This window comes from Kushneria aurantia DSM 21353 (assembly GCF_000382245.1).
GTDB lineage: Bacteria > Pseudomonadota > Gammaproteobacteria > Pseudomonadales > Halomonadaceae > Kushneria > Kushneria aurantia.
The window spans coordinates 144792-170273 of sequence record NZ_KB907866.1; the positions used below are offsets into that span (position 1 = coordinate 144792).

21 protein-coding genes are annotated in these 25482 nt (G+C 62.5%); 9 read left to right on the top strand and 12 right to left on the bottom strand.

The window, feature by feature from the left end:
• Positions 1-67: 67 nt before the first annotated feature.
• The 5 genes from gpgF to H146_RS0105690 all read right to left on the bottom strand — a co-directional run bounded on the left by gpgF (position 68) and on the right by H146_RS0105690 (position 5862).
• Positions 68-1072 (bottom strand): glucosaminyl phosphatidylglycerol flippase, encoded by a 1005-nt coding sequence (gene gpgF, locus H146_RS0105670; protein WP_019950896.1) that lies wholly within the window; start codon positions 1070-1072, stop codon positions 68-70.
• A gap of 55 nt (positions 1073-1127) precedes the next feature.
• On the bottom strand, positions 1128-1898 hold the full coding sequence (gpgD, locus tag H146_RS0105675; RefSeq protein ID WP_019950897.1) for an N-acetylglucosaminyl phosphatidylglycerol deacetylase: 771 nt from the start codon (positions 1896-1898) through the stop codon (positions 1128-1130).
• Entirely contained in the window at positions 1891-3033 is a 1143-nt protein-coding gene (gene gpgS / locus H146_RS0105680) for an N-acetylglucosaminyl phosphatidylglycerol synthase (protein ID WP_019950898.1), read from the bottom strand. The genes gpgD and gpgS overlap by 8 nt, the downstream gene beginning before the upstream one ends.
• A 153-nt stretch (positions 3034-3186) precedes the next feature.
• A complete protein-coding gene (locus H146_RS0105685) occupies positions 3187-5142 on the bottom strand; it encodes an exoribonuclease II (protein ID WP_019950899.1) in 1956 nt (651 codons plus the stop codon).
• An 87-nt stretch (positions 5143-5229) separates the two neighbouring features.
• Positions 5230-5862 carry an SDR family oxidoreductase gene (locus H146_RS0105690; protein ID WP_019950900.1) on the bottom strand — a complete coding sequence of 211 codons (633 nt, stop codon included), beginning with the start codon at positions 5860-5862 and terminating at the stop codon, positions 5230-5232.
• Between the two features lie 149 nt (positions 5863-6011).
• Between H146_RS0105690 and nagA the strand changes: the two genes are divergently transcribed.
• The 3 genes from nagA to H146_RS0105705 are packed head-to-tail and all read left to right on the top strand — an operon-like array spanning position 6012 to position 8917.
• The gene (gene nagA, locus H146_RS0105695) at positions 6012-7178 is read left to right on the top strand and encodes an N-acetylglucosamine-6-phosphate deacetylase (RefSeq protein WP_019950901.1); all 1167 of its coding nucleotides are present in this window, start codon (positions 6012-6014) and stop codon (positions 7176-7178) included.
• On the top strand, positions 7175-8059 hold the full coding sequence (locus tag H146_RS0105700; RefSeq protein ID WP_019950902.1) for a glucosamine kinase nucleotide-binding domain-containing protein: 885 nt from the start codon (positions 7175-7177) through the stop codon (positions 8057-8059). The genes nagA and H146_RS0105700 overlap by 4 nt, the downstream gene beginning before the upstream one ends.
• A 60-nt stretch (positions 8060-8119) precedes the next feature.
• Complete coding sequence (locus tag H146_RS0105705) at positions 8120-8917, top strand: Cof-type HAD-IIB family hydrolase (protein ID WP_019950903.1); 798 nt, start codon at positions 8120-8122, stop codon at positions 8915-8917.
• 10 nt (positions 8918-8927) lie between these two features.
• On the opposite strand, the gene H146_RS0105710 is transcribed toward H146_RS0105705, so the two are convergent.
• Positions 8928-10004 carry a TIGR01620 family protein gene (locus tag H146_RS0105710; RefSeq protein ID WP_019950904.1) on the bottom strand — a complete coding sequence of 359 codons (1077 nt, stop codon included), beginning with the start codon at positions 10002-10004 and terminating at the stop codon, positions 8928-8930.
• Positions 10001-11401 carry a YcjX family GTP-binding protein gene (locus tag H146_RS0105715; RefSeq protein WP_019950905.1) on the bottom strand — a complete coding sequence of 467 codons (1401 nt, stop codon included), beginning with the start codon at positions 11399-11401 and terminating at the stop codon, positions 10001-10003. The genes H146_RS0105710 and H146_RS0105715 overlap by 4 nt, the downstream gene beginning before the upstream one ends.
• A 196-nt stretch (positions 11402-11597) precedes the next feature.
• On the opposite strand from H146_RS0105715, the gene H146_RS0105720 reads away from it, so the two are divergent.
• From H146_RS0105720 to H146_RS0105740, 5 genes are all read left to right on the top strand, one after another.
• Entirely contained in the window at positions 11598-11849 is a 252-nt protein-coding gene (locus H146_RS0105720; RefSeq protein WP_019950906.1) for a GlsB/YeaQ/YmgE family stress response membrane protein, read from the top strand.
• A gap of 241 nt (positions 11850-12090) precedes the next feature.
• Complete coding sequence (locus tag H146_RS0105725; RefSeq protein ID WP_019950907.1) at positions 12091-13386, top strand: acyltransferase family protein; 1296 nt, start codon at positions 12091-12093, stop codon at positions 13384-13386.
• Positions 13387-13487: 101 nt separating this feature from the next.
• The gene (locus tag H146_RS0105730) at positions 13488-15752 is read left to right on the top strand and encodes a YbeU/YbeR family protein (RefSeq protein WP_026351777.1); all 2265 of its coding nucleotides are present in this window, start codon (positions 13488-13490) and stop codon (positions 15750-15752) included.
• Positions 15753-16170: 418 nt separating this feature from the next.
• Positions 16171-16593 (top strand): C40 family peptidase, encoded by a 423-nt coding sequence (locus H146_RS0105735; protein WP_019950909.1) that lies wholly within the window; start codon positions 16171-16173, stop codon positions 16591-16593.
• Positions 16594-16993: 400 nt separating this feature from the next.
• Entirely contained in the window at positions 16994-17692 is a 699-nt protein-coding gene (locus H146_RS0105740) for a class I SAM-dependent methyltransferase (RefSeq protein ID WP_169433462.1), read from the top strand.
• 116 nt (positions 17693-17808) lie between these two features.
• On the opposite strand, the gene H146_RS0105745 is transcribed toward H146_RS0105740, so the two are convergent.
• A complete protein-coding gene (locus H146_RS0105745; protein ID WP_019950911.1) occupies positions 17809-18291 on the bottom strand; it encodes an FKBP-type peptidyl-prolyl cis-trans isomerase in 483 nt (160 codons plus the stop codon).
• Between the two features lie 264 nt (positions 18292-18555).
• Between H146_RS0105745 and H146_RS0105750 the strand changes: the two genes are divergently transcribed.
• Complete coding sequence (locus H146_RS0105750) at positions 18556-18840, top strand: hypothetical protein (RefSeq protein WP_019950912.1); 285 nt, start codon at positions 18556-18558, stop codon at positions 18838-18840.
• A gap of 70 nt (positions 18841-18910) precedes the next feature.
• On the opposite strand, the gene putP is transcribed toward H146_RS0105750, so the two are convergent.
• From putP to H146_RS0105770, 4 genes are all read right to left on the bottom strand, one after another.
• Positions 18911-20407, bottom strand: coding sequence for a sodium/proline symporter PutP (gene putP / locus H146_RS0105755; protein WP_019950913.1), 1497 nt, complete (start codon positions 20405-20407; stop codon positions 18911-18913).
• Positions 20408-20548: 141 nt separating this feature from the next.
• Positions 20549-23740, bottom strand: a complete 3192-nt coding sequence (gene putA, locus H146_RS0105760; RefSeq protein ID WP_019950914.1) for a bifunctional proline dehydrogenase/L-glutamate gamma-semialdehyde dehydrogenase PutA — start codon at positions 23738-23740, stop codon at positions 20549-20551.
• 210 nt (positions 23741-23950) lie between these two features.
• Positions 23951-24307, bottom strand: coding sequence for a hypothetical protein (locus H146_RS0105765; RefSeq protein WP_019950915.1), 357 nt, complete (start codon positions 24305-24307; stop codon positions 23951-23953).
• Between the two features lie 59 nt (positions 24308-24366).
• The gene (locus H146_RS0105770; RefSeq protein ID WP_019950916.1) at positions 24367-25410 is read right to left on the bottom strand and encodes a CNNM domain-containing protein; all 1044 of its coding nucleotides are present in this window, start codon (positions 25408-25410) and stop codon (positions 24367-24369) included.
• Positions 25411-25482 lie beyond the last annotated feature (72 nt).

The window sequence follows — 25482 nt, forward strand, 5'->3', positions numbered from 1 at the left end:
GAAGCCTTGCCGCTGAAGCGAGCGCGAGTAATGCCCGGAACAATCTTCTCCGCCGACAGCCGCCATGCTACGCCTGTTCACTGCGCCCGGACATGATGCGCTTCAAAAGTGGTTTACCGGCCAGCAGCATGAATACAGGGGCGCCGGCGATCAGGTAAAAGTAGTAGGTCACCGCACGCCAGATCAGGATGGCGGCAGCGGCGGTGCTCTGGCCCACGATGGGCGACAGCAGGGCAGAGGCGGAGAGTTCGGCACCGCCGGCACCGCCCGGGAGCAGGGTCAATTGGCCGGCCGCCATCGACAGCATCTGTACCAGAAAGGTCCAGACCCAGTCGAGGTGCTGACCCAGCCCGTAGAGCGTGATATAGAGCACGCTGTAGCGTAAAAGCCAGTGCACCAGCCCCAGCAGAAAGGCACCGGCCAGCGCCCACCAGGGCAGGCGCAGGGTTTCGGTAAAGGCCTGCTTGAAGGTCAGAATACGCCGCGCGATGGCGCGCCGCATGCGTGGCCGCACCCGCAGGCGGCCCAGCAGGCGGCCGCTGAGCAGCAGCACCTGGCGGTGATAGCGGCCCATCAGCAGCACTGTCACCAGCAAAACGACCAGTATCGACATGGGGAGTGCCAGTAGCCAGCCGAGCCGGGCGTCCAGAGAGCGGCTGATGATATAGATCATCATCGACATCATGGCACCAAGGAAGAAAAGCAGATCGATGATCTGATCTATCGCGAAGATGGCGGTAGTTTGTGCCGGGCGCACGCCATGTCGATTCAAGAGCGCGATAAGCGTCAGCGGGCCGCCGCTGCCGCCGGGGGTGGCGCTGAAAGCGAATTCGGAGGCGATCACGATGCCGGTGGCGCGGGTCTGTCCCAGTCTGCCTGCTCGGCCCGCCAACAGCAGGCGCAGTTTGGCACCGTTGGCTACCCAGCAGAGCAGCACCATGCCCAGCATCAGCGCAAGCAGCGAGAGTGGGAAACCGGAGAGCAGGTGGAGAAGATCGGTGCCACCCAGGGTAAGCGGAATGGCGAGTACGGCGATCAGTCCTGCCAGCAGCAGCCAAAGCGTTCTATTCATCAGGCATTACGGGCAGTTGGCGTCAGTGAAACGGACGTAGGGTAGACCAGCAACATCAGGCTGTCATGTCAGAATTGGGTACGACACCGCGACGCTGCAGCCAATCGATCTTGGTGGTGGGGCGATAGCCCTCGTCGAGCAGGTGGCGCAGGGTTTCCAGCCACCAGCGGCGCGACATTTTATGGCGCATGTCCACCGGATGCAGCCCCAGCCGCAGCAGTGGTTGATGTCGATGGCGTTTTCGTGCGCGCTCGTTGACCAGCCAGGAGGCGCCGCGCCGCCAGCCACTGCGGGCGCTCCACACCAGCGACGGTGCGGCGATCGGGCGGTCTTCCGGTAGCGTATAAAGATGCCCCGGGTCGCTGGTATAGGCGAAGCCACGGCGCTTGAGTGCCGCTCGAGCACCGGCGCTCAACAGCCAGGCCGGGGCGACAAAGCCGTGCAGCGGCCAGCCCCGCTCGGCGAACAGTGCTTCGCCGTGCGCCAGCCTCGATTGCGCCTCGTCATGGCCGATGGCGTAGAACTCGCCCTCGACGGTATAGAAACGGCGCATGAACCAGTCGCGCGGCGTGCGCGGCGCCGCGCCATCGTCGCAGTGGTAGAAACCGTGCAGAATCAGCTCGTCACCCTGTTCACGGCGGCGGTCGAGCAGCGCGAGCAGCTCGGCGTCCTCGAAGGTGTTACTGCGATGATGAAAGTCGGGGACTACCAGCCAGCTGATGGGAATTCGTCCGAGGCGGTCGACCTCCGCGACGAAATCGGCGTAGTCCGGCCAGGTCTCGGGCGCGATATCGTGCAGTACCAGCGCGAATTCCCGTTCAGCCATGCTGCACGCTCGTGGCCTCGGGAGCAGTGACGCCCAGCAGTTCGCGGTAGTGCCCCAGTACGCCGCGGACCACAATATCCCAGTCGTGATGGCGCTCGACATGTTCGCGGGCGCGCTCACCCAGGGCTTCGCCATCACGCTCGAAGAGGGTACAGATGCGCTGGGCCATATCTTCGCCGTCGAGCGGGTGGGCCAGTTCGCCGCAGCTCTCCGGCACGTTCTCGGCCAGCGCTCCGGCACGGGTGGCGACTACCGGCGTGCCGCACGCCATCGCCTCCAGCACCACCAGTCCAAAGGTCTCCTGGGTGCCGGCGTGGAGCAGTGCATCGCTGCTGGCAAAGTAGCGGGCGATCTCGCTGGCGGGGCAGAAGTGATTGATCACGGTGACGTTGTCCGGCACCCGGGTGGGCATTGAAGAGCCCACCATCAGCAGATGGTAGGGATGTTCGGCGTCGAGCGTTTTGAGTCGTCGCATCGCTTCCAGCAGGATGTGCATGTTCTTCTCCTGCGAGCCGCGGCCGGCGAAGATCAGTAATCGGGTCGATTCATCGAGTCCCAGTTCGGATCTGACAGCGGCATCGCGATAGCGCGGATGGAAGGTCTGCAGATCGACGCCCAGCGGTTGCACATGAACCCTTTCTATACCGTTACGCTCAAGCCGCTCGGCCATGATGCGGCTGGGAGCCAGCACCCGGTCATAGTGGCTATAGAGGCGCTTGATGTAGTTCTCGATTACGGGGCGTGACCAGCGTCCCGAGCGGTTGCTGATCATGGTGGGCAGATCGGAGTGGTAGAAAGCCATCAGCGGGATATCGAGCTGACGCGCCGCATCAATGGCGGCCCAGCCGGTCACATAAGGGTCACCTGCCTCGATCAGGTCGGGGCGTAGATCAAGCAGCGCGCGTCGCCACGGCTCTCTTGTGAGAGGGAACCGATAGCCGCCACTGAAGGGCAGCGGCGAGGCCGAAACGCGATAGCGGCTGGTATCCTCGTCGCGCTCACCGGGCTGTCTGGGCACCAGCAGGGTGTGACGAATGCCCGGCATGGCGTTGAGACGCCGACGCTTGGCATCGAGATAGGTGCGCACGCCTCCGCTGGAAGGCGCATAAAACATGGTCATGTCGGCAATATGCACGACGCCGATACCTCCGAGCCTACGAATTGCACCGGCTGAAGCAGGGCGAAGCCCACCGGCAGGCGTGCATTATAATGTTTCAGCAGGATGACTGCAGCGCAGACGTGCGCCCACGGTGTCGTGGACACACGCCGTGGCGCTGCTGGCAACGTGTCAGGCCGGTCGGCCGACCAGCGAGCGAGTCTCCTCGCGGGCCTCGATCAGTACCACTTTGACCGTGTCGCCGAGGCGATAGCGCAGTTCGCCGCCGATGGTGATCAATCCTTCGCGATCATCGATGGCGAGGCTGTCGCGATCGCTGCTCAGCATCGAGGCGGGCACGAAAGCCGAGGCGCCGTTGGCCGGCAGCCGCACCCGCAGGCCGCCGCGACGGATATCGACGATCTCGCCCTCGTAGACTGTGCCCTGCTCGACGGCGCTGCCCAGAAAGCGTACGTAAAGCCAGTCGCGTACGTCCCGTTCGGCCAGCCGATTGAGACGACGGCGTTCGCTCAGATGCTCGGTGAGCGTGCTGTCGGCAGCCTCAGTGGGACTTTCGCCACGCAGCACCGCCTTGATCAGGCGATGATTGACGATATCGCCGTACTTGCGGATCGGCGAAGTCCAGGTCGCGTAGGCTGCAAGCCCCATGCCGAAGTGTGGGCCGGGCTCGGTCTGCATTACGCTGAAACCCTGAAAGCGCCGCATACGGGCGTCGAGCCAGGCATCATTGTGCGCGTCGAGCTGCTGGCGCAGTTCGCGCCAGCTGGCGATATCGCCGAACTGGGCGGGATCGACCGTTACCGACTGGCTTTCCAGAAACGCCTGTGCCTGCTCCGCCTTTTCCGGCGCAACCCCCTGGTGGACGTTGAAGATACCGTGGCCGACATGGCGGGCGAGCAGATCGGCGCAGCAGACGTTGGCGGCGATCATCGCCTCCTCGATCATGCGGTGGCCGATACGCCTTGGCTCGGTGACGATATCCAGCACGTTCCCGGTTTCGTCGAGGCGGAACATATAGTCGAGGCGATCGGCAAACACGATGGCGTTCTGCATGCGCCAGCGCTGGCGCGCACCACAGACCGCCGCCAGCGCTTCGAGCTGCTCGGCGCCGCGCTCGAACTCGGGCTGCCAAACGGGCTCGCTGCCGGCTTCTCGCGCTTCCAGATAGTCCGAAACCTGCTCGTAGGTGAGACGCGCGTGGGAGCGCACGGTGGCCTGCTGGAAGCGGTAGTCGCCCACTGCACCATCGGCGCCGATATCCAGCGTGCAGACCAGTGCGGGGCGATCGGCGTTCTCTTTCAGGGAGCAGAGATCGTCGGCCAGCGGCTCGGGCAGCATGGTGACATTCTGACCCGGCAGATAGACCGTGAAAGCGCGCTGACGGGCTTCGCGGTCGGCGGCGTCACCCGGCTGCACATAGGCGGTGGGATCGGCGATCGCTACCGTAAGGCGGTAGCCGCCATCATCAAGGGTTTCGACCGCCAGCGCATCGTCCATATCGGTGGTCGAGGCGTTATCGATGGTGAAAAAGGGCGTGGCGGTCATATCGACGCGTTCCGCCCCGTCGTCACTCATTGCCCAGTCGCTGCCCGCCTGTGGCGAGGCCTGCTCCAGCGCATGGCGTGCCAGCGTCACTCGCCACGGCACCGCCGGATGGGCCGCCGGGGCGATCAGCTCATCGATCTGGACGAAAAAGCCGCGGTCATTCTCGCGCAGCGGATGACGCAGCAGCCGCGCCACGACCCAGTCGCCCTCGTTGAGATCGCTCTCCTCGATCGAGCGGTGGGTGCGCGCCCGTAGACCGGTATTGATCGAAGGGTGATCGGGAATCACGGACAGCTTGCCCTCGCGCTTTCTGACCCGGCCAATAAAGCGCGTCATGGCGGTCTCGATCAGGCTCTCCGGCTCAACGCTCTTGCGTTCGTTCTCTTCGTGCAGCACCGCCTCGACCCGATCGCCATGCAGCACCTGCTTCATGGCCGGGGGAGGCACGAAAAAGGATTGACCGTCGTCGGTCTCGAGAAAACCGTAACCCTTGTCGGTGGCCTTGATCACGCCCTGCACGCGGGGAGTGCTGGCGCGCATCTGCTGTTTGAGCTGAGCGAGCTGATCGTTGTTGGAAAACATTGCGTTCATCGGTTGGCAAATCGGGCGCCCACTATAAGCGCTCACCGCGCCGGGTGAAAGGGAGGGCCGGCGCGGCAAACGGCGCGATCAGCCCTGTGCAAGCGCCTCTGCGATGGGGGTATTGCCATCCAGCAGGGTGTACTCACGCTCTGGCTCGGGATATTTCACGATGGCGCGGGCAAAGCTTGCCACGTTGTCACGCGATACCTCGCCGCCGGGAGAGTGTGCCTGCGAGAAGGTGACACGGCCGCTGCCCGCTTCGTCGGTGAGCCGGCCGGGACGCAGTATAATCCAGTCGAGGCTGCTGGCCATCAGGTAGGCATCGGCGGCGCGCTTGGCGGCCAGATAGGGCTTGAGTTTCTCCGGCCCCTGTAGCGGGTCGACGTGCAGGGTGGAGATCATGACAAAGCGTTTGACACCGTGCTCGCGGGCCAGGTCGACGCTTCGCAGAGCGCCGTTGAGATCGATCATCAGGGTGCGGTCGGGCCCGGTCGAGGGGCCGGATCCGGCAGTGAACACCACCGCATCGCAGCCCTCGAAAGCGGCCGCCATCTCGCCGGTAAGGTCGCCGATGGCGCACTCCACGCCAAGTGCATCGAAAAAGCCGCGCTGCGACTCGTCGCGTATCATGGCGCGCACGCTTTCGCCGTTCTCGGCGGCCTGCTGACAGAAACGACGGCCGATCTGACCGTTGGCGCCGATTACCAGTGTTTTGGACATTGAGTCACTCCTTTAGATAGTCGACTAACTACCTGGTCGATCGAGTCTGGCAAAGGTTGTGTCATTTAACCACCCGCAGCAGATGACGAGTGGTCATGATTGCGCCTATCGTGGATCAATATTCTGATGATGGAAGAGGGGACGGCGCCATGAGCGCAGAGTGGCAGGGATACGGCGGCGAGCAGCGCCTCGGCGGCAATATTCTCACCGCCGATGGCTGGCTGCTGGGCGACATCGTCTGGCGCGACGGTGTGATTACCGCGATCGAGGGTGAGCCGGTCGATCCGGGCACAAATGATCGCGATATTATCCTGCCCGGCTTTATCGATCTGCATGTTCATGGCGGTGGTGGCGCCGATCTGATGGAAGGCGGCGAGTCGTTGGCGACCCTTGCCTGCGCCCACGTCCGCTTCGGTACCACCAGTCTGCTCGGCACCAGCATGACGGCCACACGAGAGACGCTGGAAACGGCACTGGCCGATGCCGGCCGGATCATGAGGGCGCCGCCGGTGGATGGCGCCGATCTACTGGGGATTCATCTCGAAGGCCCCTTCATCAATCCCGATCGTCTCGGTGCCCAGCCGCCCCATGCCCGCGCGGGTACCCTTGCGGAGTTCGATGTCCTTGATGCCCTGGCACCGATTCGGGTGGTGACGCTGGCACCCGAGATCGATGGCCATACGGCCCTGATTGCGGCGCTGAGCGAGCGTGGCGTGCGCGTGCAGATTGGTCATAGCGCCGCCGATTATGGCTGCTGCTGCGCAGCGCTGACGGCTGGCGCCAGCGGCTTCACTCACCTCTACAACGCGATGAGTGGCCTGCATCACCGCGATGCCGGCGTGGTCGGCGCGGCGCTGGCGCATGCCGACTACTGCGAGATGATCGCCGATCTGATTCACGTCGAGATGGGGGCGCTGCTGGCCGCGCGACGCGCGATTTCCAACCTTTATGCGGTGACCGATGCCACTGCAGCTGCCGGCATGCCGGATGGTGAGTACCGTCTCGGTGAGCAGCGCGTCTACAAGTGCGGCGAAACGGTCCGGCTGGCCGATGGCGCCCTGGCCGGTAGTGCTCTGACCATGGATCGTGCGCTGCGCAACCTGGTGTCGCTGGGGCTTTCGGTTGCCGAGGCAAGTGCCTGGCTCTCGACCCGTCCGGCGCGCTATCTGGGGCTGAGCGACCGCGGCGAACTGGCTGTCGGTCGGCGCGCCGACCTGGTCTGCCTGTCGCCGCGACTCGAGGTACACTGCGTACAGGTTGCCGGCCGGCAAATTGCGCTCCACAAGGCACCTTGCCAGGGGAATGGAGACTCATGAGCGGGGTTGCCGTGTTGTTCGCCGGCGTTGACGGTGGTGGTAGCGGCACGCGCCTGGTTGCCGAGCTGGATGGGCGGCGCGCCGAGGTGCTTACCGGGCCCACAGCGCTGGGGTTGGGCGTCAGGCAAGCCTGGCGGACCATCACGCAGGCGCTGGGCGAGGCCCAGCGACGGCTGGGCTGTGACGTTCCGCTGTCGCGCTGCCGGCTGGTGCTGGGGCTTTCGGGAGCCAACCAGAGCCACTGGCGCGAAGCCTTTATGGCCGCTGCGCCGCACCCGGCCGCACTGCGACTCGAAAGCGACGCCTTTACTACCCTGATTGGTGCCCATGGGGGTGCGCCCGGGGTGATCGTGGCACTGGGTACCGGCAGCATTGGCGAAGCGTTATATGCCGATGGCGGACGAGTGAGTGTGGGCGGCTACGGCTTTCCGGCCGGCGACGAAGCAGGCGGTGCCTGGCTGGGGCTTCGCGCCAGCGCCCATGTGCAAAAGGTGTTCGACGGTCGCGCCGTACCGGATACGCTGTCACGGGCCCTGAGTGCAGGCATGGGCGAGGGCGGCGAGGCGGTCGACAGCGTGGCGGCATTGGTGCGCTGGCTCTCCAGTGCCGATCAGACGCGTTTCGCGACACTGGCACCGGTGCTGCTGGCCCACCCCGATCACCCGCTGGCGCGGACGTTGCTGCTGCAGGCCGGCAAGGAGATCGCACTGATGTGCGCTGCCCTTGATCCTCAAGGCACCCTGCCGCTGGCGCTGTGTGGAGGGTTGGCGGCGCCACTGATGCCCTGGTTGCCGGCGCCTTTGTCGGGACGACTGGTCTCGCCGCAGGGCAGCAGCGTCGAAGGGGCGCTACTGCTGGCGCGCAATGCCACGCCGGTGTAGATCGTGACGCGCTATAATGGTTTCACCACGTACTTCAATTACTTCAACCGCGGAGATCGCATGACCCCCCATCTGATCGTCACTGATCTGGACCGCACCCTGCTCAACGCCGCCCACGATCTCGACGATCTGACGGTGGATACCTTCCGCGCGCTGGAACGCCAGGGGCATCACCTCGCGATCGCCTCCGGGCGCCATTACCAGGATATCCGCGAGGTGCGCCGCATGCTGGGTGTGCGGGCACATATCATTTCGGCCAACGGCGCGCACCTTTATTCGCCCGACGACGAACTGCTGCGCGAAATTCTTGTGCCGCCGGATATCGTCGCTTCACTGCTGTCGATGGACGTGCCGCCGGGAGTGAGGGTCAATCTCTACACCAGCGACCGCTGGCTGATTGACGCCCATGAGCAGGCGCTGCTCGATTTTCACCACAGCACCGGCTTTACCTATGAGGTCACGCCGATGTCGCAGGTGGGTCATGACGATGTCGGCAAGGTGCTGTTCATCGGCGAGCCGCGTCTTCTGGGGGCGCTGGAGACGCGCATTCGCGCCGAGTTCGAGGCGCGCGCCTATATCACCTATTCGCTGGAGAACTCGCTGGAGGTGATGGACCGTCGCGCCTCAAAGGGGCAAATGCTGGCGCACCTTGCCGAGCGGTTGGGAATATCGAGCGAGCAGACCGTCGCCTTTGGCGATAACCTCAACGACGCCGACATGCTGCAGTTTGCCGGCCGCGCCTTCGCAGTGGAGAACGCCAATCCGCAGCTGTTGCTGCAGACGCCGGACGCGGAAATGATCGGCGCCAACGTCGACGCCGGGGTGGCGGTGAAACTGCGCTCGCTGTTCGGGCTCTAGGCGGTCGAGTTCAAGGGGTGTCGCGCTTGCCCTCATCGACTCTTTTCATCTGCTGCCACAGCTGACGGCGCAGGTCGCTGATTTTGGGCGCTCGTTCGTCCTCGAAAGGCAGCGGGCGCAGCATTTTCAGCGCCCGAATGCCCAGCCGCGCGGTCAGCAGACCGCTGGCCAGCCCCTGGCCGGCGCGCGAGGAGAGCTTGCCGGCGAGGTTCATGGAGAGCAGGTCCATGCTCGCTTCGGTGGCGATTTCGCTGGCACCGGCGAAAGCCATGTTGGCCAGCACGGTGCGAAACAGCGTCAGGCGACTGGCGTAGCCCAGTTCGAGGCCATAGAGATCAGCCAGACGATCGATCATGCGCAGATTGCGCCACGCCATCAGCCCCATATCGGTAATGGTCAGCGGGCTGATAGCGACCAGCATGGCGGTCTCGCCGGACATGCGGGTAATCAGCGCGCGTGCCCTGGCATCCCTCGGCGCCAGCACGTAGTGGGCAAACAGTGCCCGGGTTTCAGTGGCATCGTGGTGCTGTTGATGGGCTTTTTTGAAGTCCTGCCAGTGCGGGTCGCGGTCGCTCAGGCCCATCTGCTGGCGTAGCCGGTCACACAGGGCGTGCATCTTTCTACCGTCGAGACTGTCGTCGTCGAGGCGCGCCTCGACCCTTTCACGCAGGCGGGCGTGACGCCTGAGCCGGCGCAGCTTCAGGAGTTCGCGTCCCAGGGCGCTGGCGGCCAGCGTGATCACCCCCAGCCCCAGTACGCTCCAGGCGCCGGCCAGCAGGTCACCGCCGAGCCAGGCGTTGGAAAGTGTCTCGAAAGCCTGTACACCGCCTACTATCAGCGTGCCCAGCAGCACCGTCAGTAGCCCGCGGTGACGCTTGCGCGGATGCGCCAGAGCGCGATCGAGGGCGCTGTCAACCGGCGTTTCGGTCGGCTCCTCCAGCGGATGATGCACCGCTTCGAGGCTATAGCGCTCGCCGGGCGCCGGGTCGGCTGGCGTAAAAAGTGCCTCTCGATCGTCGCGCCTGTGGGCGTCACCGGCTGATCCCGCTTCGAAGGTAAAGCGTTTGCCGGGTCTTGGGTCGCTCATCGCAGCTTGTCTCCCAGCAGCCAGTCGAGGGCGCTGTCCATGCGGATATGGGGCAATGCCTCACCGGCGGCCTGCGGCGCCGGTCGAAAGGCAGTGAAGTCGAATCCCTGACGCTGCCAGAAGTCGGCATCGGGCAGGCGCGATGGCACCTCACCGGGGAACATCAGCACCTCTTCGCCGTCCAGAGTGGTGCCCTTGAGCGCCGCATGGCGCTCGCCGTGATGTTCCACTTGACGAGCACTGGTGGCGCGAATGGCGGCCAGCGACAGCGCCCGGACCGGAATGTTGGCGTAGCGCAGATCGCGCAGCGGTTCGGCCATCAGCGCCTCGACCAGCGACAGCAGGTTGGCGTGCTGTTCGGGGGTGACGTGATCGGCCTTGGTGGCGGCGATCGCCAGCCGGTCGATACGCGGCTGAAAAAGTCTGGAGAGCAGGCTGCGGTTACCGTAGTCGAAACTCTGCATCAGAGTGGCAATGGCCTGGCGCAGATCGTCGAAGACATCGGGGCCGGCGTTGAGCGCCGACAGCACGTCGACCAGAACGATCTGGCGGTCGAAGCGGCGAAAGTACTGGCGATAGAAGGGGGTGATGACGGTGCGCTTGTAGTGCTCGAAGCGCCGCGCCAGCGTCTGGTAATTGCTGCTGGCGGGCAGGGCGTCGAGTGCCGTACGCGAGTGTTCGGCAATGGCTGGAAGGGGAAAGAACTGCAGTACCGGCGCGCCGTCGAGTTCGCCGGGCAGTAGAAAGCGTCCCGGCTGCACCCAGGTATAGCCGCCTTCGTTGCGAGCACTGGCCAGCGAGTCGGCGTAGCGGGCACTGATGTCGGCGAGCTGCTGTTCATCGGCATCGGCGGCAGGGTCGAGGCGCTCGGCGTGGCGCAGAAAGTCCTCGGCGTAGGAGCGCCTGCGCCCGCGTAGCTGACCGGCCATCTGTTCGCACCACTGCCAGTAGTCAAGCTGCAGCATGGGCAGGTCGAGCAGCCACTCGCCGGGGTAGTCGATCAGATCCAGCGTCAGGCTGCGCTGCTCACCGAACAGATGGCGGCTGCCGGCGCGGCTCTTGTAGCGGATCGACAGGCGCAGTTCGCTGATGCCGCGAGTCGGCGAGGGCCAGCCGGGTGGCGTACCTTCCAGGCTGGCAAGCGCTTCGTCATAGGGAAAGCGCGGCACTGACAGGTCCGGCTGGCTCTGACGCATGGCGCCCAGCAGGCGCCCCTCGCGCACGCAGCCCATCAGCTCGAGGCGGGCATCCAGGCCGGCATGGCGCAGCTGATTGACCAGTGAAGTGAGAAAGGCGGTCTTGCCGGCGCGGGACAGGCCGGTGACGGCCAGCCGTAGCTGTCGGTCGAGACCGCGTTCCAGCCAGTCGCCGGCATATCCGGGCAGCGAAAGCGGCATGAAGCGTCCTTGTTCAGCAATAGTTCCGGCGATGTCGAATCGATCACAGTTTAATTGAAGCCGGCCCTCTGCGCCTGAATGTCAGGGGCTGGCGAAACGGGCTGTAGAGGCTATATTGCCCTTGCGGACAGCATGCATTGATTGTGCATCAACGCGCCAGCCTATCATTCAGGGAAGTCCAAAAGGAGAGAACGACATGGGCATTATTCTATGGCTGATCATCGGCGGCCTGGCCGGCTGGATTGCCGGTAAAATCATGCGCGGCGGCGGCTTCGGTATCCTGGGTAACATCGTCGTGGGTATTGTGGGCGCCGTACTGGGTGGCGCTATCTTCAGCCTGCTGGGAGTGGGCACCAACAACATCATCGGTTCACTGGTCGTGGCGATCATCGGTTCAGTGATACTGCTGTGGCTGGTGTCGCTGATCAAGGGCAAGGGCAAAATGTAACCGCTCCAACGCTCTGTCGCTGCCGCCCGGTGCGGCAGCGTTCGTTTTCCGCCTCATCCCTGTATATCGAACCACCGCTCGATAGCGCATCCCTGCCGGCTAAAGTCCAGGAGGATCGGGGTGGACTTGTGCCTCGCGGCTACGTATGTTGCCTTGCTCCTGTCGGTACAATGCCTGCCATGCTTTGCGCATGTTGCGATTGTGCCGGCACGGTCTTTCGGTGATCAGGCGGATAGTGACCATGGCTTCTGCAAAGGAAAGGTTTATAGGGCTTGAGTGGCTGCGCTTTTTTCTCGGTTTCTATATCGTCATTTTCCATACCCTGCACAACTATCCCGAGGTCAGAAGCTGGTCGGGTTACGTCACCGGTATCGGGTTTTTTGCTACCAGCAGCTTTTTCATTCTCTCCGGCTTTCTGCTTGCCCACGTTTATCTCGACGATCGCTTTGACATGCGCGAGCCGGCGTCGAGCTTCATGAAAAAGCGTTTCGCCAATCTCTATCCGATCCATATCGGCTCGATGATACTGGCGATGTCGATCGCGACCCTGGTGGGCTATCTGGCGCTTACCGCCCAGGATGCCGGCGCCTCGCTGCGTTTCGTGCTCTATGACGTCAACAACGATACCGGCGCGCTCAATCCCGACGTCCTGCGACACACCATGGATGACCCCGAACTGTGGTTCAACGTGGCGCTCAACGTCTTCATGCTGCATGCATGGAATCCCTGGTACCTGACCTTCAATCCACCCTCCTGGTCGCTGTCGGCGCTCTTTTTCTTTTATCTGTTGTTTCCCTTCATTGCGCCGCGTCTGATGCGCATCAGACGCACCCGCACGGCGATGGCGTTGAACAATCTGATTTACCTGCTGCCGCCGCTGCTGGTGATTGCGACGACCGACTACGGCATGCCGGAGACCGGTATCCTGCATCGCAATCCCCTCATTCGGCTACCCGAGTTCATCGCCGGTATTCTGCTGTGCAGTTTCTATTACCAGCGTCGCAACGCCGGGCAACTGCTGCGCTGGCGCGGTCTGCTGGCGCTGGCCCTCTATGTGGCGCTGAACTGTGTCGTGGCGAGCTGGCTGATCCGCAGGGGCCATACCTGGTACTATCTGTTGCACAATGGTCTGCTGATGAGCGCCCAGCTCGCGCTGCTGTATATTTTCGTACATATGCCGATGCACCGCAGCGCGCGCCTGGCAAGGTTTGCCGGCCGACTGGGCGGCGCTTCGCTGCCGATGTTCGCCCTGCATGTGCCTATTTATACGATTTTTTCCCGCAGCGAGCAGATTCTCGCCGGCGAGCCCTCACTCTGTGTCGATAGCCTGCGGCTTTGTCTGGCGGCAGCGGGGGAGCGTTCGATATGGCTCTATCCGCTCTACCTGGTGCTCACGGTGATGTTCTGTATCCTGTTCCAGGAGCAGTTCGTGGTGCGTCTGCGGCGTCTGATACTGCGCTGGCTGCTGCCTGCCAGCGCTGACCGATCCGGCCATGCCAGGCGTATTCAGAAAGCTGCCCGTGAGCGCCGCGAATAGGCACGTCGAGGACGGCGAATCGAGAGCGTGAAGTCGCAAGGCGTTATATTGGGGCAACACTGCGGCGAGGCCGCTCGCTGTCAATCATCCCGAGGTATTTCTTGGAAGAGCGTTTGCACAACTGGTGTGCGCGTCGGCTTGCCCGACTGGGCTGGCAGCACGCGTTGCCACCGCAGCAGGGAATAAGCGCGCCGCGCGCTGCTGCTCGCCTGCGCAGCATGGAGATCGAGGAGCCCGGTGCGCTGGGCTGGCCGCTGCTGGAGCGGATCAGCCTGGCGCACCACGACGAGGCGCTGATTTTGCTGGTGTTGGCCTTCAATGCCGGCTGGCTTGGCGCGGCGGTGTTCGAACGCTGGCTGGGCTGGCTTGCCGACGGTGGCAGTGGCCCGCCCTGGCCCGACCAGCACGATGACGCCATCTGGCGGGCTCGCGCTGCCTTTGCTCCTATGGTCCAGGTCGATGTAACGGACCCCGAACGTGAACGTACCGCACAGTTTCTCGCGCGTATCTGGGCGGTCGGGGAGCGTGACGAACTGATTCGCATGCTGCTGTGGCTTGCCGGCCAGGGCCACCGCTACGGCTGGGAGCTGGAGTATCGGCGGCTGGCGGCCATGGGGCGCGAACAGCGTATGAAGTGGCGTGCTTCGATGCACGATCAATCCGGTTACGCTGCCACTCTGCAGGGGTTTGTGGTGCACGCCATGCCCAACGATTTCGCGGCATGGGACTGGCTGCGGCTGATCGATCTTGCCTGGGCCGGGCGGGTGATGGGTTGGCTTGACGACGACGAGGCGCGTCTTTTTGCCGCCCATGGTGTTGATCTGCTGTCGCAGCGCTATCACGACTGGCGCGATGTGGCAAAGGCATGGCAGCGCGGACGCAGCCTGCATGAGGGTATCGATCTGCTGGAGGAGTTCGAGCAGGAGTGGTCGCTGCTGCTCGACGCCGCTGCCAGCCCCTGGCAACTGCCGCTGTCGACGCTTGCCGCATCCACTCTGATCGAGCGTTCGCGTCACCTGATTCGTTCACTGCGCGGCGATGCCCGCCACTGGACGCTGGCGATAGCCTCCATTCGCGAGCCCGAGCTGCTCTATCTCCAGGGCAGCGCGCCGGTTGCGCCGGACGATGAGCTGCGCAAGCGCAGTCGTGAGTATCTCGACAATGTGCTCGACTGGCGTGAACAGGAGGGCAGCGAAGGTATCGAACGCTTCTGGATGCCGGGTCAGGTGCATCATCTCAATCAGCTTGCCAGCGACGCCGCACACTCGCGGCTGCCGGCGCCTCGAACCCCCTTTGGCTCACCACCGCCGAACGTGCTGTTCTATCGCGAGCGGCTGGCGGCGTGCGTTAATGCCAACGCTACCATCTTCATGGCGGAAAAATACGCCTTTCACCTGCAGATGCTGGTCGATGCCGGCTACTTCAACGAGGCCCGCCTGGCGGCCCATCATCGGCGTCTGGCCGGTGCGCTGGCACGTGCCTATTCCTCGCCGCAGCAGATGCTGGAAGCCTGGGCAGACTGGGAAAGAACTCTGCCGGACGGTGACGGCGATACGCTGCTCGACGATATCCTGTGGCACGGTCGCGATCCGGGTAGCCCCTTCCATTGGCTGACGCCGCCCGCAGGCGTTCATCGCGAACCGGGTGTTCGCCCTTCGCTGTCCCGCTTCGCTGCGCTGTCGCTCTCAGGGCCCCTCAACGCGCCGCTGTGGGGTGATCCGGAGCCGCAATACGGCAGCCAGGCCACAGAGATTCACGACTGGCTCGACAGCCACTATGGATTGAGTGGTCCAGAGCAGCTGATTCGGTTTCTCGATTTTCTTGTCGATGCCGGCGATCGTCAGGAGTATCTGATCAACTATGCGCCTTATACCCTCAATCCGGTACGGCTCGATCAGGAGATCGACATGCTCGAGTCTGCCGGCTGTAGCGAGGACGAAAAGGTGCACCTGGATCGTTTGAAGCGGGTCAGAGGCAATGACGATCAGTGCAACGATACCGATATGGCCGCCTGGGATATCGCCCAACTGGTCGACCTGGCCGCTGCCGGGCGCCAACTGGGATGGCTCGATAGCGAGCGGCTGGGGCGTTATCTGGACGATGCCCGGGCGCTGGCCGCCGAGCACTATAGCGACTGGTGCAGCTATGCTGCCGGCATGCTGGCGGGCTACAGCTTTTTCATGATGGGCACGCCGGAGCGCAATGACTTTCTGGCCGAGTTCAAAGGCGCGCTGGTGGCCTGGTTGACCGGATTGCCGCCGCTATCGGGAGGCTGGGCGAGCGTTGACTTCCCGGGTAGCCAGAGCCGGCACTGGCCGCCATATCATGCCGATACGCTGCCGGGTGATGCGCGGGTGCTGCACTGAAAGCTGCCGTATCCTTTCGTTGTGCAAAGGTTATATTTGTATAATTATTGTATCGTTTAGCCAGGCATTATTAACGCTTTGGTTCGAAATCACTGTTTTTGATTAATTTTTCAAACTCGCCAGCGGCACTGCTGCAACCGTAATATTCCGAACGTTGTATTTTGATCTATTCGGCGGAAAATTTTATTTTCGCTGCTTTCAGGATATTTCCGGTGCAAAATCAACAAAAAAGGCCGACCTCATGCGGCAAATGATGGCAGCAGTAGTGGCGTGTTTCATGCTAGGCGGGTGTGCTTCATCACCCACCGGGCAGCAGGAACAGGGGGGTAACACTGATACGGCGATGCTTTCGCCTTCGACGACCAAAACGTCGAAAACGAAAGCCGCGCGTCATCCCACTTCCCCTGATTACAACTTTATGGCACCGCTGGCTCGGCGCATGGCGCAGATCGAGGATGCCCTGATGTCGGAATACAGCGCCTGGAAGGGCACGCCCTACCGCTATGGAGGCGAGACCAGCAGCGGTATCGACTGCTCGGCGCTGGTACAGCGTGTCTATCGAGACGGCTTCAGCTTCGATCTACCGCGTACCACTGCCGGTCAGGTGCTCACCGGCCGCCGTGTCGAGCGCGATGAGCTCAAACCGGGCGATCTGGTTTTCTTCAAGCCGTATCGCGGTGATCGCCACGTGGGTATCTATATCGGCGATGGCCGCTTTATGCACGCCTCCAGTTCCAACGGTGTGCGCATCTCCGAACTCGACAACCCCTACTGGCAGCGACACTACTGGCAGTCACGACGCCCGCTGGACGGCGTTAATCTGGCCATGCTGTCGCGTTGATCGCTGTCTGCCGCCGACACGAATGGCGGCAGAATTGGTAGGTAGATTAGCCTGCCACTGCCTCTTGCCTGAGCGAGAGGCTGTATTCTCCCCTGCATTGCCTTCCCTTCCCATGGCGATCGCTACTGGTATCGCTCGCCTTGAACGCCATGATTGGCGCCCGTACTTTTATACCGTTACATAATAAGCCGCCGCTGCAATGCCCGGGTGAGTCTTTCTGGCCGTTTCGTACAATATGTGTTAAATATTTGTATGGTTTTTCGACGGATGAAAACGGCTGGAAGCCGCATCTCGAGATGCTGACAAAAATTCAGTACCCATCGATACCGCAACAGACAGCGACTCAGGGATTGAGCCAATGTGGAAAAGCGACTTTTCTCCTCACGGGAAGAGTGACGGATTGACTTCATCACACAGCGTGATGCCACCTCTACCAGCAGGCGACACTGCTTTCCAGCGCCCGGCAGCGCCTCGCACCGGGCTGTTCTCTGCGGAAGAGGGGGTGTCGCTTTTACAGATCGAACAGGGACACCGGGTGCTGGATATGCACGCCTCCGGTCGTCAGCGCGCGAGCCGTATCCTGCGTGATATCGCCTATGGGGGAATGCTGACCGCCAATATTGCCGGTGCAGCAACGCTCGAGATGCCCTCATGCTACGGCATGGGGGGTATCCAGGTAGACATGAAGCACATTGATGATGAGGCTCTGGTTCCGCAGCAGATGGGCTTTTTTGACCGCGTACTACTGGATACACGTTTTCTGGCAGGGCGTTGCAGTGCATCGCCCTACGGCTTCGAGCGACAGTTCAGGCTGCTTCAACGCTCCGTCGAACTCTGTCGCTCTGGCGGTCGTATTGTGTATATGACCAGTTCGCCGTCTCCGGAGGAGAATGAGGTCGTGGTGGATCGCGTGCTCAACGATAGCCACAAGGCGTTGGCAGTGAGGCCGGCAAGGCTTGCCGGGGTGATCGGTACGCCCGGTCAGACCCGCTGGTCGGGTCAGCAGCTCGATCCGCGACTCTCAATGGCGCTTCGCCTGTATTCGGCTGGATGCGGTAGTCAGAGCTGCTTTTTGACTGTACTGGAGCGGTTGAACTGAGGGCCGGGCTCTGGCGCGTGGAAAGCCGCGCATCCAATTGAGCAATAGACACAAAAAGGGGCAGCCACATGGCTGCCCCTTTTGATTGTCCGTTCGACGATTTATTCAGCGCTTCCTTAGTGCTGATGACCGTCTTCGCCGTGGACATGGCCGTGTTCGATCTCTTCCTGGCTGGCTTCACGCACGGACTCGACGTTGACGTCGAAGTTGAGCGTCTCGCCGGCGAGCGGGTGGTTGCCGTCGACCGTTACGGTGTCGCCTTCCAGTTTGGTGACGGTGACCAGCAGTGGACCGCCCTCGGTCTGTGCCTGAAACTGCATGCCGGGCTGGATGTCTTCCACGCCCTGGAAAGCGTCACGCGGCACGTCCTGAACCAGTGACGGCTGTACTTCGCCATAGCCTTCACCGGGTTCGACGCGAGCCTGCAGCGACTCGCCGCTTTCCTTGCCGTCAAGCTGCTTTTCCAGCCCCGGAATGATGTTACCGGAACCGTGAAGATAGGAGAGCGGCTCGCGACCCTCAGAGCTATCAAGCACTTCACCGGCGTCGTTTTTCAGCGTGTAGTGGAAAGAAACCACTGTATTTTCCGTGATCTGCATGACAGAACCCTTTTGCATCGTACGTGTCGGTTGCTCTGATACGTCGGAAGCATCGCTGTGTTCAATACTCGCCAACGCGCTACACTATTAAGTGGTGATGGCGTCTTCTTTTTCAACCCCGGTCCAAATGCAATGGCCAAATTTTTTCTGAAGAGCGATGTGCCCCTGGTGCGGCGCTTCAGGTCGCGTCGGCATCACGACGGATGCATTGCGCTTGCCATCAGGCTAAATTATGCACATCACTAAACCGATGCAGGAGAAGTCATGACCGTTGCCATTATCTGGATTGTCATTTTTGTCGTGATCACCGCGCTGGCCTGGAAAACCTGGCAGGGCAGTTTCGGCAACATGGTCAAGCGCGCAGTGCCCACAATGCTGCAGGGAGACGGTGGAGAGGTCGACCGTGCGATCTGGAGTCTGGTGGCCGGCGTGCTGTTTGCCACCCTGATGGTCAAGCCCGCCTCGATGGTGTTGACCCTGATTCTGATCGGTCTGATCGCGCTGCTGGTACGCTGGGTGATTCGCTTTGCGATGAAGAAGGTGCACTGAAGGCGTTCGACACCAGGTTAACTGAAAAGGGCTCCGCAAGGAGCCCTTTGATGTTGGCGGCGCAGATGCTTCATGATCGGCTGGCGATCTGCTGATATTCACCGGCATCGCTGGTTGCACGGCTCACCACCACGATAGCGATGAAGGAAGCGATAAACCCGGGAATGATTTCATAGACACCGGGACCTCCCAGAAACGACGAGCTCCAGCCCAGCGCGATCCACACCATTACCGTGAGGGCACCGACTACCATGCCCGCCAGAGCGCCCGCGCCATTGGTACGCGACCACATCAGCGACAAAATGATCAGGGGGCCAAAGGCTGCACCGAAACCGGCCCAGGCATTGCTCACCAGCCCCAGCACCTGAGAGTTGGGGTCGGAAGCAATAAAGGCAGCGACTATCCCCACCAGCACGACACTAATGCGGCCCACGCTGACAACCTCCTTTTCCGCGGCTTGCTTACGCAGGAAAAGACGATAGAAATCTTCGGTCAGTGATGAGGAGGCGACCAGCAGCTGACTGGAAATGGTGCTCATGATGGCAGCAAGCAGGGCGGCGTAGAGGAAACCGGTGATCAGCGGATGGAAGAGGAGATTGGCCAGCACAATGAAGATCGTTTCCGGATTCTCTATGTCCAGGCCGTTGCGGATCGCGTAGGCGCGCCCGAAAATGCCTACCGAGATGGCTCCTGCCAGCGAAATGAACATCCAGCTCATGCCGATATTACGGGCGGTCGGCACATCCTTCACCGAGCGGATGGCCATGAAACGTATGATGATGTGCGGCTGCCCGAAGTAGCCCAGCCCCCAGGTGACCGCCGAGAGCCAGCCGACAAGGGTCAGCCCCTGTGTCCAGGAGAGTAGCGCGGGATCGGTTTCATTGAGGGTCTGTGAGGCCTGGGAAAAACCGCCGCCCCCTTCGCCGAACAGCACCACCAGCGGCATGATCACCAGCGCCAGCATCATGATGCAGCCCTGCACGAAGTCCGTCATGCTGACTGCCAGAAAGCCGCCGACGACCGTATAGACCAGCACCACGCACAGCGTAATGATCACGCCTGCCGAGTAGTCGCTCATCCCGCCAATATTGATCACGCCGGAAAAAGCGGTCTCGAACAGCCTGCCGCCGGCCACCAGGCCGGAAGCGGTATAGACCGCGAAAAAGACCACGATGACGACCGCCGAGACCATGCGCAGCGGCAGCGCCCGGGTCGGGAAACGATTGGCCAGAAACTGGGGAATGGTAATGGCATTGCCGTAGTGAACCGACTGCTCACGCAGCCGCGGTGCCACCAGTATCCAGTTGAAAAGCGCGCCCACGAACAGGCCGATACCGATCCAGGCCGAGCCCAGCCCGGAGACGAACAGTGCCCCGGGTAGGCCCAGCAGCAACCAGCCGGACATATCCGAGGCGCCGGCCGACAGGGCCGCCACCTTGGGGCTCAGGGTTCGCCCGCCGAGCATGTAGCCTTCGGAAGTGGAGGTCGAGGTGCGCATGGCGAACACCCCGATAGCGATCATCAGCGCAAAGTAGATAAAAAGACTGATCCAGACACCAATAGCCATAAGGCTGTCTCCTGTTGTTGTTTATCGTGCGCTTCTGGCTGCGCATGTCATGGGCGGGGCGCCCGCGCCGCAGGGCCCCATTTTGACGCTGTTGGCAAACATGGAATGTGCCTTCGTTTCGTTGTCTTGTTGATGAAGGAGTCAACCGTCGCCCAGCGACAGCAGCGACGCATTACCGCCCAGTGCCGCGGTGTTGACGGTGCGCGTCTTTTCCGCGGCAAAGCGCGGCAGATAGTGCGGTCCGCCGGCCTTGGGCCCGGTACCGGAAAAGCCCATACCGCCAAAGGGCTGTACGCCTACCACGGCACCGATGATGTTGCGATTGACATAGACGTTGCCGACCCGAATGCGACGCGCCACATGGTTCGAGAAGGTCTCGTTGCGACTGTGTACGCCGAAGGTCAGGCCGTAGCCGCGGGCGTTGATGGTATCGATAACCCCATCGACCTCGCCGGCTTTGAAGGTGGCGATGTGCAGGATGGGGCCGAACTGCTCACTCTCCAGCGCCTCGATGCTGTCGATGCGAAAGGCGGTAGGGGCGATGAAGGTGCCGTTGGCGGCAATTTCCGGGTCGATGGGGGTTTCCGCCAGCAGCCGGTTTTCGCCCTTGAGCCGGTCGATGTGGGCCTGCAGCCCCTGCTGCGCGTCGGCGTCGATCACCGGACCAACATCGGTGGCCAGCAGGGTAGGGTCGCCCACCCTGAGTTCCGCCATGGCACCGCTGAGGGTCTCGATCACACGCTCGGCGATATCCTCCTGCACATAGAGCACACGCAGCGCACTGCAGCGCTGGCCGGCGCTCTGATAGCTCGACGCGATAACGTCGGCGACCACCTGCTCGGGCAGCGCGGTGGAGTCGACGATCATGGCGTTGAGGCCACCGGTTTCGGCGATCAGGGTAGGCAACGGGGCGTTGTCACGCGCCGCCAGCGCGCGGTTGATGAGCCCGGCCGTCTGCGTCGAGCCGGTGAAGGCAACGCCGGTAATGCGGCTGTCGCTGCTCAGCACCGCGCCCACGGCCTCGCCATCGCCCGGCAGCAGCTGCACGACCTCGCGCGGCATGCCGGCTTCATGGAGCAGCTCGACAACGCGATGGGCAATCAGCGAGGTCTGCTCTGCCGGCTTGGCCAGTACGCTATTGCCGCTCACCGCGGCGGCCACGGTCTGACCACAGAAGATGGCGATAGGGAAGTTCCACGGGCTGATGGTGGCAAAGACGCCCTTGCCCTCCATGATCAGCTCGTTGGACTCGCCGGTGGGGCCGGGCAGCAGGGTCGGCGCGCCGAACAATTCGCGGGCGCGAGCCGCGTAGTAGCGGCAGAAATCGACCGCCTCGCGCACCTCGGCGACACCATCCGGCAGCAGTTTGCCACCCTCGAGACAGCACAGCGCCATCAGCTCTGCCATGTGATCTTCCATCAGCTCGGCGAAGCGCTCCAGAATGGCGGCGCGCTCCTCGACCGGGGTGTCGTTCCAGCCGGGGAAGGCCTTTTGGGCGGTGTCGATGGCGCGCTCGGTCTCCTCGCGACTGCACCAGCGGACGCGGCCGATGGTGCGCTGATGATCCCAGGGGCAGATCACATCCCGGACGTCGTCACTGTCGGCAGGATCGAACCCTACCAGCGGCCCGGCACGGTAGTCGCTGCGCGACAGAAAGGGCGCCATCGCCTCCTCGAGCGGCCGGAACTGGCTGGCGATATTGAGATCGACGCCCTTCGAGTTGCGCCGTCCGTCCGGATAGAGCTCGGCCGGCAGCGGAATGTGGCTGTTGAAATACTGCCCCACGCCTTCGAGGTTCTCGACCGGATGCACACACAGCGACTCGACCGGCACTTCAGGGTCGACCAGTTGGTGGACGAAGGAAGAGTTGGCGCCGTTCTCCAGCAGCCGGCGCACCAGGTAGGGCAGCAGGTCCTTGTGAGCGCCGACCGGCGCATAGATACGACAGCGGGTGCCGGGTCGGGCGCGCTCCAGCGCCGCGTCGTAGAGCGCCTCGCCCATGCCGTGCAGGCGCTGGAACTCGAAGTCGCGATCGAACTGCTCGGAGAGGTCGATAATGGTGGCGATGGTGTGGGCGTTGTGGGTGGCGAACTGGGGGAAGAGGCGTTCGCGGGTGTTATCCGAGAGCAGATAGGTGGCGCAGGCCAGATAGGTCACATCGGTACACGCCTTGCGGGTGAAGACCGGATAGCCGTCCACACCGAGCTGCTGGGCGTTCTTGATCTCGGTATCCCAGTAGGCGCCCTTGACCAGTCTTACCGGAATCACGCCGCCGCGTTCGTCGGCGATTCGAGTGAGCCACTGCAGCATCGGCAGGGCGCGCTTGGAGTAGGCCTGCACCACCATGCCGAAGCGGTTCCAGCCGCGGCAGGTATCGCTTTCGAACACCGCCCGAAACACCTCCATCGACAGCTCGAGGCGATCGACCTCCTCGGCATCGATGGTAATGGCGACATCCTGCTCCCGGGCCAGGGCGACCAGCTCGTGCACCGAGGCGACCAGCTCCTCGAGTACCTGCTCGCGGCGACCGAACTCATAGCGCGGGTGCAGTGCCGACAGCTTGATCGACACCGACGGCGCCGGCGTGTCGTCCGCCAGTCTGGCCCCCGCGCCGCCTACCGAACGGATGGCGTTGGCGTAGTCGTCGAAGTAGCGTTTGGCATCGTCGCGGGTCAGGGCGGCCTCGCCCAGCATGTCGTAGGAGTAGGTGTAGCCCTTGTCGAACAGCGGCTTCGAGCGCTTGATCGCCTCATCGATATCGCGCCCCAGCACGAACTGGCGGCCCATCACCTTCATCGCCTCGCGCATCGCGCGACGGATCACCGGTTCGCCCATGCGGTTGACCATGCGATTGATAAAGCCTGCCGGTTTGCCCTCGCGAGGGTGATCGAGCCTGACCACGCGCCCGGTGGTCAGTAGCCCCCAGGTGGAGAAGTTGACAAACCAGGAGTCGCTTTGACCGGCGTATTTTTCCCACTCGCCGACGCTCAGGCGATCCTCGATCAGCGCATCGGTGGTGGCACTGTCGGGAATGCGCAGTAGTGCCTCGGCCAGACACATCAGCATCAACCCCTCGCGGGTGCTGAGGCTGTACTGCTGCAGCAGTTCGTCGATCGAGTCGCTGGCGCTGTCCATCGCTCGCACGTCGCGCACCAGCTGGGCGGTGCGTTCGGCAATGCGGTCGAAATCCTGCCGATCGGTCTGCAGCAGTGCGATGAACTCCCCGATCAGCTCATTTTCACTGGCAATGTAGTGATCGCTGACGCGATCGTAGAGCGTGTCGGGAGGCTGCTGCCAGCTCTGTGGATCGAGAATCTGTTGGCTTGTGAGCATAAAGTTTCCTTGCGCAGTCGGCCGACGCCAATGACTCGCCGGCGGTCACCCTGGTAAAGGGCGAAATTGTAGGTTTGTTGTCACGCATTCGAAGCGCAGGCTTTCGTGTCACCGATGCGTATGGTGGAAAGCTTGAATCAGGTTACCGGAAAAGGTGGGCGGTGTTGATATTCAACCTGAACGTAGAGGTGGATGGACCACAAGCTGCGCTCAACCCTGCAGAGTAGAGCGCGCATACAGGTACTGACGCAGTGCGGCGATCTCCTCCATGCCGGCGGCGCTGAACAGCGCGCCGCCCTGGGCCGCCTGCCAGGGGCGGCCATGTTCATCCATGATCATCTGGCAGCGACGACGCACGTTCTCCAGCACAGGGTCGTGGCGGATGGGATAGCCGACAAGCGTATGCCAGCGCTGCTCGGAGAGACGACGTGCCAGTGCATCGTCGAGCAGTGTCAGCAGATCCTGCTCGCTGGTGCGAAAGCGCGGCGTGCGTGACAGCACCAGCGCCAGCACCATCAGGCCGATGATCAGCAGACAGACGGTGAAGGTGACCAGAAATATCGTCATGGCAGTGCCGGGCGGGAGGTGAAACGAACGTTGGTCAGTGTAGCATGTCGGCTCTCGGCTCAGCCCTCGCGCCGGTCGTGCTCTTCGCGCGAAAGACGAATGCGGCGCAGCCACAGCTGTTTGGCGTGATGGCGCATATTGGAGACGTTATCGGTCTCGTCGATGATCTCCTGACCGAGAATGGTTTCGAGAATATCTTCCATGGTCAAAAGCCCCACCCAGGTGTCGTGATCGTCGTAGACCACGCCCATATGATGGTGGTCGTTGAGCATCTGGATAAAGGCATGCTCGACACTCGCATCGGCTCTGATCGTCTTGATCGGATGCATCAGCGCAGAGAGCTGGTCGTTGTCATTGGCGTGGTAGATATCGAGCTTGTGGATATAGCCCAGCGTCTGCTCCGGCGGCGCCATCACCGGATAGCGGCTCAAGGGGACGCGGCCGAACGCCCTGTCGAATTCGGCGACGCTCATCTGCGGCGTCACGGTCAGGCAGACCGTGCGCGGGGTCATCACCTCGCGGGCACTGATGTCGTGGAGGTTGAGGATGTTGACGATGGTGCGGCTCTCGTCGGCGTCCACCACTCCCTTTTCATACCCCAGCTGGGCCAGCGCCTTGATCTCATCGCGCACCTCGACATCGTTGCTGCCGCTGTTGCCGATACGTCGGGTGATCTGCTCCGAGATCCAGATAAAGGGTGTCAGCAGGCGCAGCATAATATGCAGCACGGGTGGCAGCAGCGGCGAGAGTTCACGCCAGTAGCAGGCGCCGATGGTCTTGGGAAGAATTTCCGACAGTATCAGAATCAGCAGTGTCATCACTGCCGAGGCGACGCCGATCCAGGTCTCCCCGAACACGATCGACACCTGGGCACCGACACCGGTGGCGCCGGCGGTGTGGGCGATAGTGTTGAGGGTAAGAATCGCCGCCAGCGGGCGATCGACATTGTCCTTCAGATTCTGCAGCGCGTGGTGCAGTTTCGGTCGCTGCTCCTTCAGGCTGGCGATATAGCTGGGCGTCAGCGACAGCAGGGCGGCTTCCAGTACCGAACAGAGAAAGGAGATACCGACGGCCAGCAGGGCGTAGATGATCAGCAGGATCATGGGCACTCGAACAGGGGCTGCAAAGCGTTCATTAGGGAGTGAGGCTACAGCGTAAGTCAATGGCAGGCGAAA

Coding starts and splice junctions, on each gene's coding strand:
- H146_RS0105710 (WP_019950904.1), bottom strand. CDS start 10,004: ATGAGCGACCCAAGACCCGGCAAACGCTTTACCTTCGAAGCGGGATCA.
- H146_RS0105765 (WP_019950915.1), bottom strand. CDS start 24,307: ATGACGATATTTCTGGTCACCTTCACCGTCTGTCTGCTGATCATCGGC.
- H146_RS0105685 (WP_019950899.1), bottom strand. CDS start 5,142: ATGTTTTCCAACAACGATCAGCTCGCTCAGCTCAAACAGCAGATGCGC.
- nagA (WP_019950901.1), top strand. CDS start 6,012: ATGAGCGCAGAGTGGCAGGGATACGGCGGCGAGCAGCGCCTCGGCGGC.
- H146_RS0105725 (WP_019950907.1), top strand. CDS start 12,091: ATGGCTTCTGCAAAGGAAAGGTTTATAGGGCTTGAGTGGCTGCGCTTT.
- H146_RS0105720 (WP_019950906.1), top strand. CDS start 11,598: ATGGGCATTATTCTATGGCTGATCATCGGCGGCCTGGCCGGCTGGATT.
- H146_RS0105715 (WP_019950905.1), bottom strand. CDS start 11,401: ATGCCGCTTTCGCTGCCCGGATATGCCGGCGACTGGCTGGAACGCGGT.
- H146_RS0105690 (WP_019950900.1), bottom strand. CDS start 5,862: ATGTCCAAAACACTGGTAATCGGCGCCAACGGTCAGATCGGCCGTCGT.
- H146_RS0105705 (WP_019950903.1), top strand. CDS start 8,120: ATGACCCCCCATCTGATCGTCACTGATCTGGACCGCACCCTGCTCAAC.
- putP (WP_019950913.1), bottom strand. CDS start 20,407: ATGGCTATTGGTGTCTGGATCAGTCTTTTTATCTACTTTGCGCTGATG.
- H146_RS0105770 (WP_019950916.1), bottom strand. CDS start 25,410: ATGATCCTGCTGATCATCTACGCCCTGCTGGCCGTCGGTATCTCCTTT.
- gpgD (WP_019950897.1), bottom strand. CDS start 1,898: ATGGCTGAACGGGAATTCGCGCTGGTACTGCACGATATCGCGCCCGAG.
- H146_RS0105735 (WP_019950909.1), top strand. CDS start 16,171: ATGGCACCGCTGGCTCGGCGCATGGCGCAGATCGAGGATGCCCTGATG.
- H146_RS0105750 (WP_019950912.1), top strand. CDS start 18,556: ATGACCGTTGCCATTATCTGGATTGTCATTTTTGTCGTGATCACCGCG.
- gpgF (WP_019950896.1), bottom strand. CDS start 1,072: ATGAATAGAACGCTTTGGCTGCTGCTGGCAGGACTGATCGCCGTACTC.
- H146_RS0105700 (WP_019950902.1), top strand. CDS start 7,175: ATGAGCGGGGTTGCCGTGTTGTTCGCCGGCGTTGACGGTGGTGGTAGC.
- putA (WP_019950914.1), bottom strand. CDS start 23,740: ATGCTCACAAGCCAACAGATTCTCGATCCACAGAGCTGGCAGCAGCCT.
- H146_RS0105745 (WP_019950911.1), bottom strand. CDS start 18,291: ATGCAGATCACGGAAAATACAGTGGTTTCTTTCCACTACACGCTGAAA.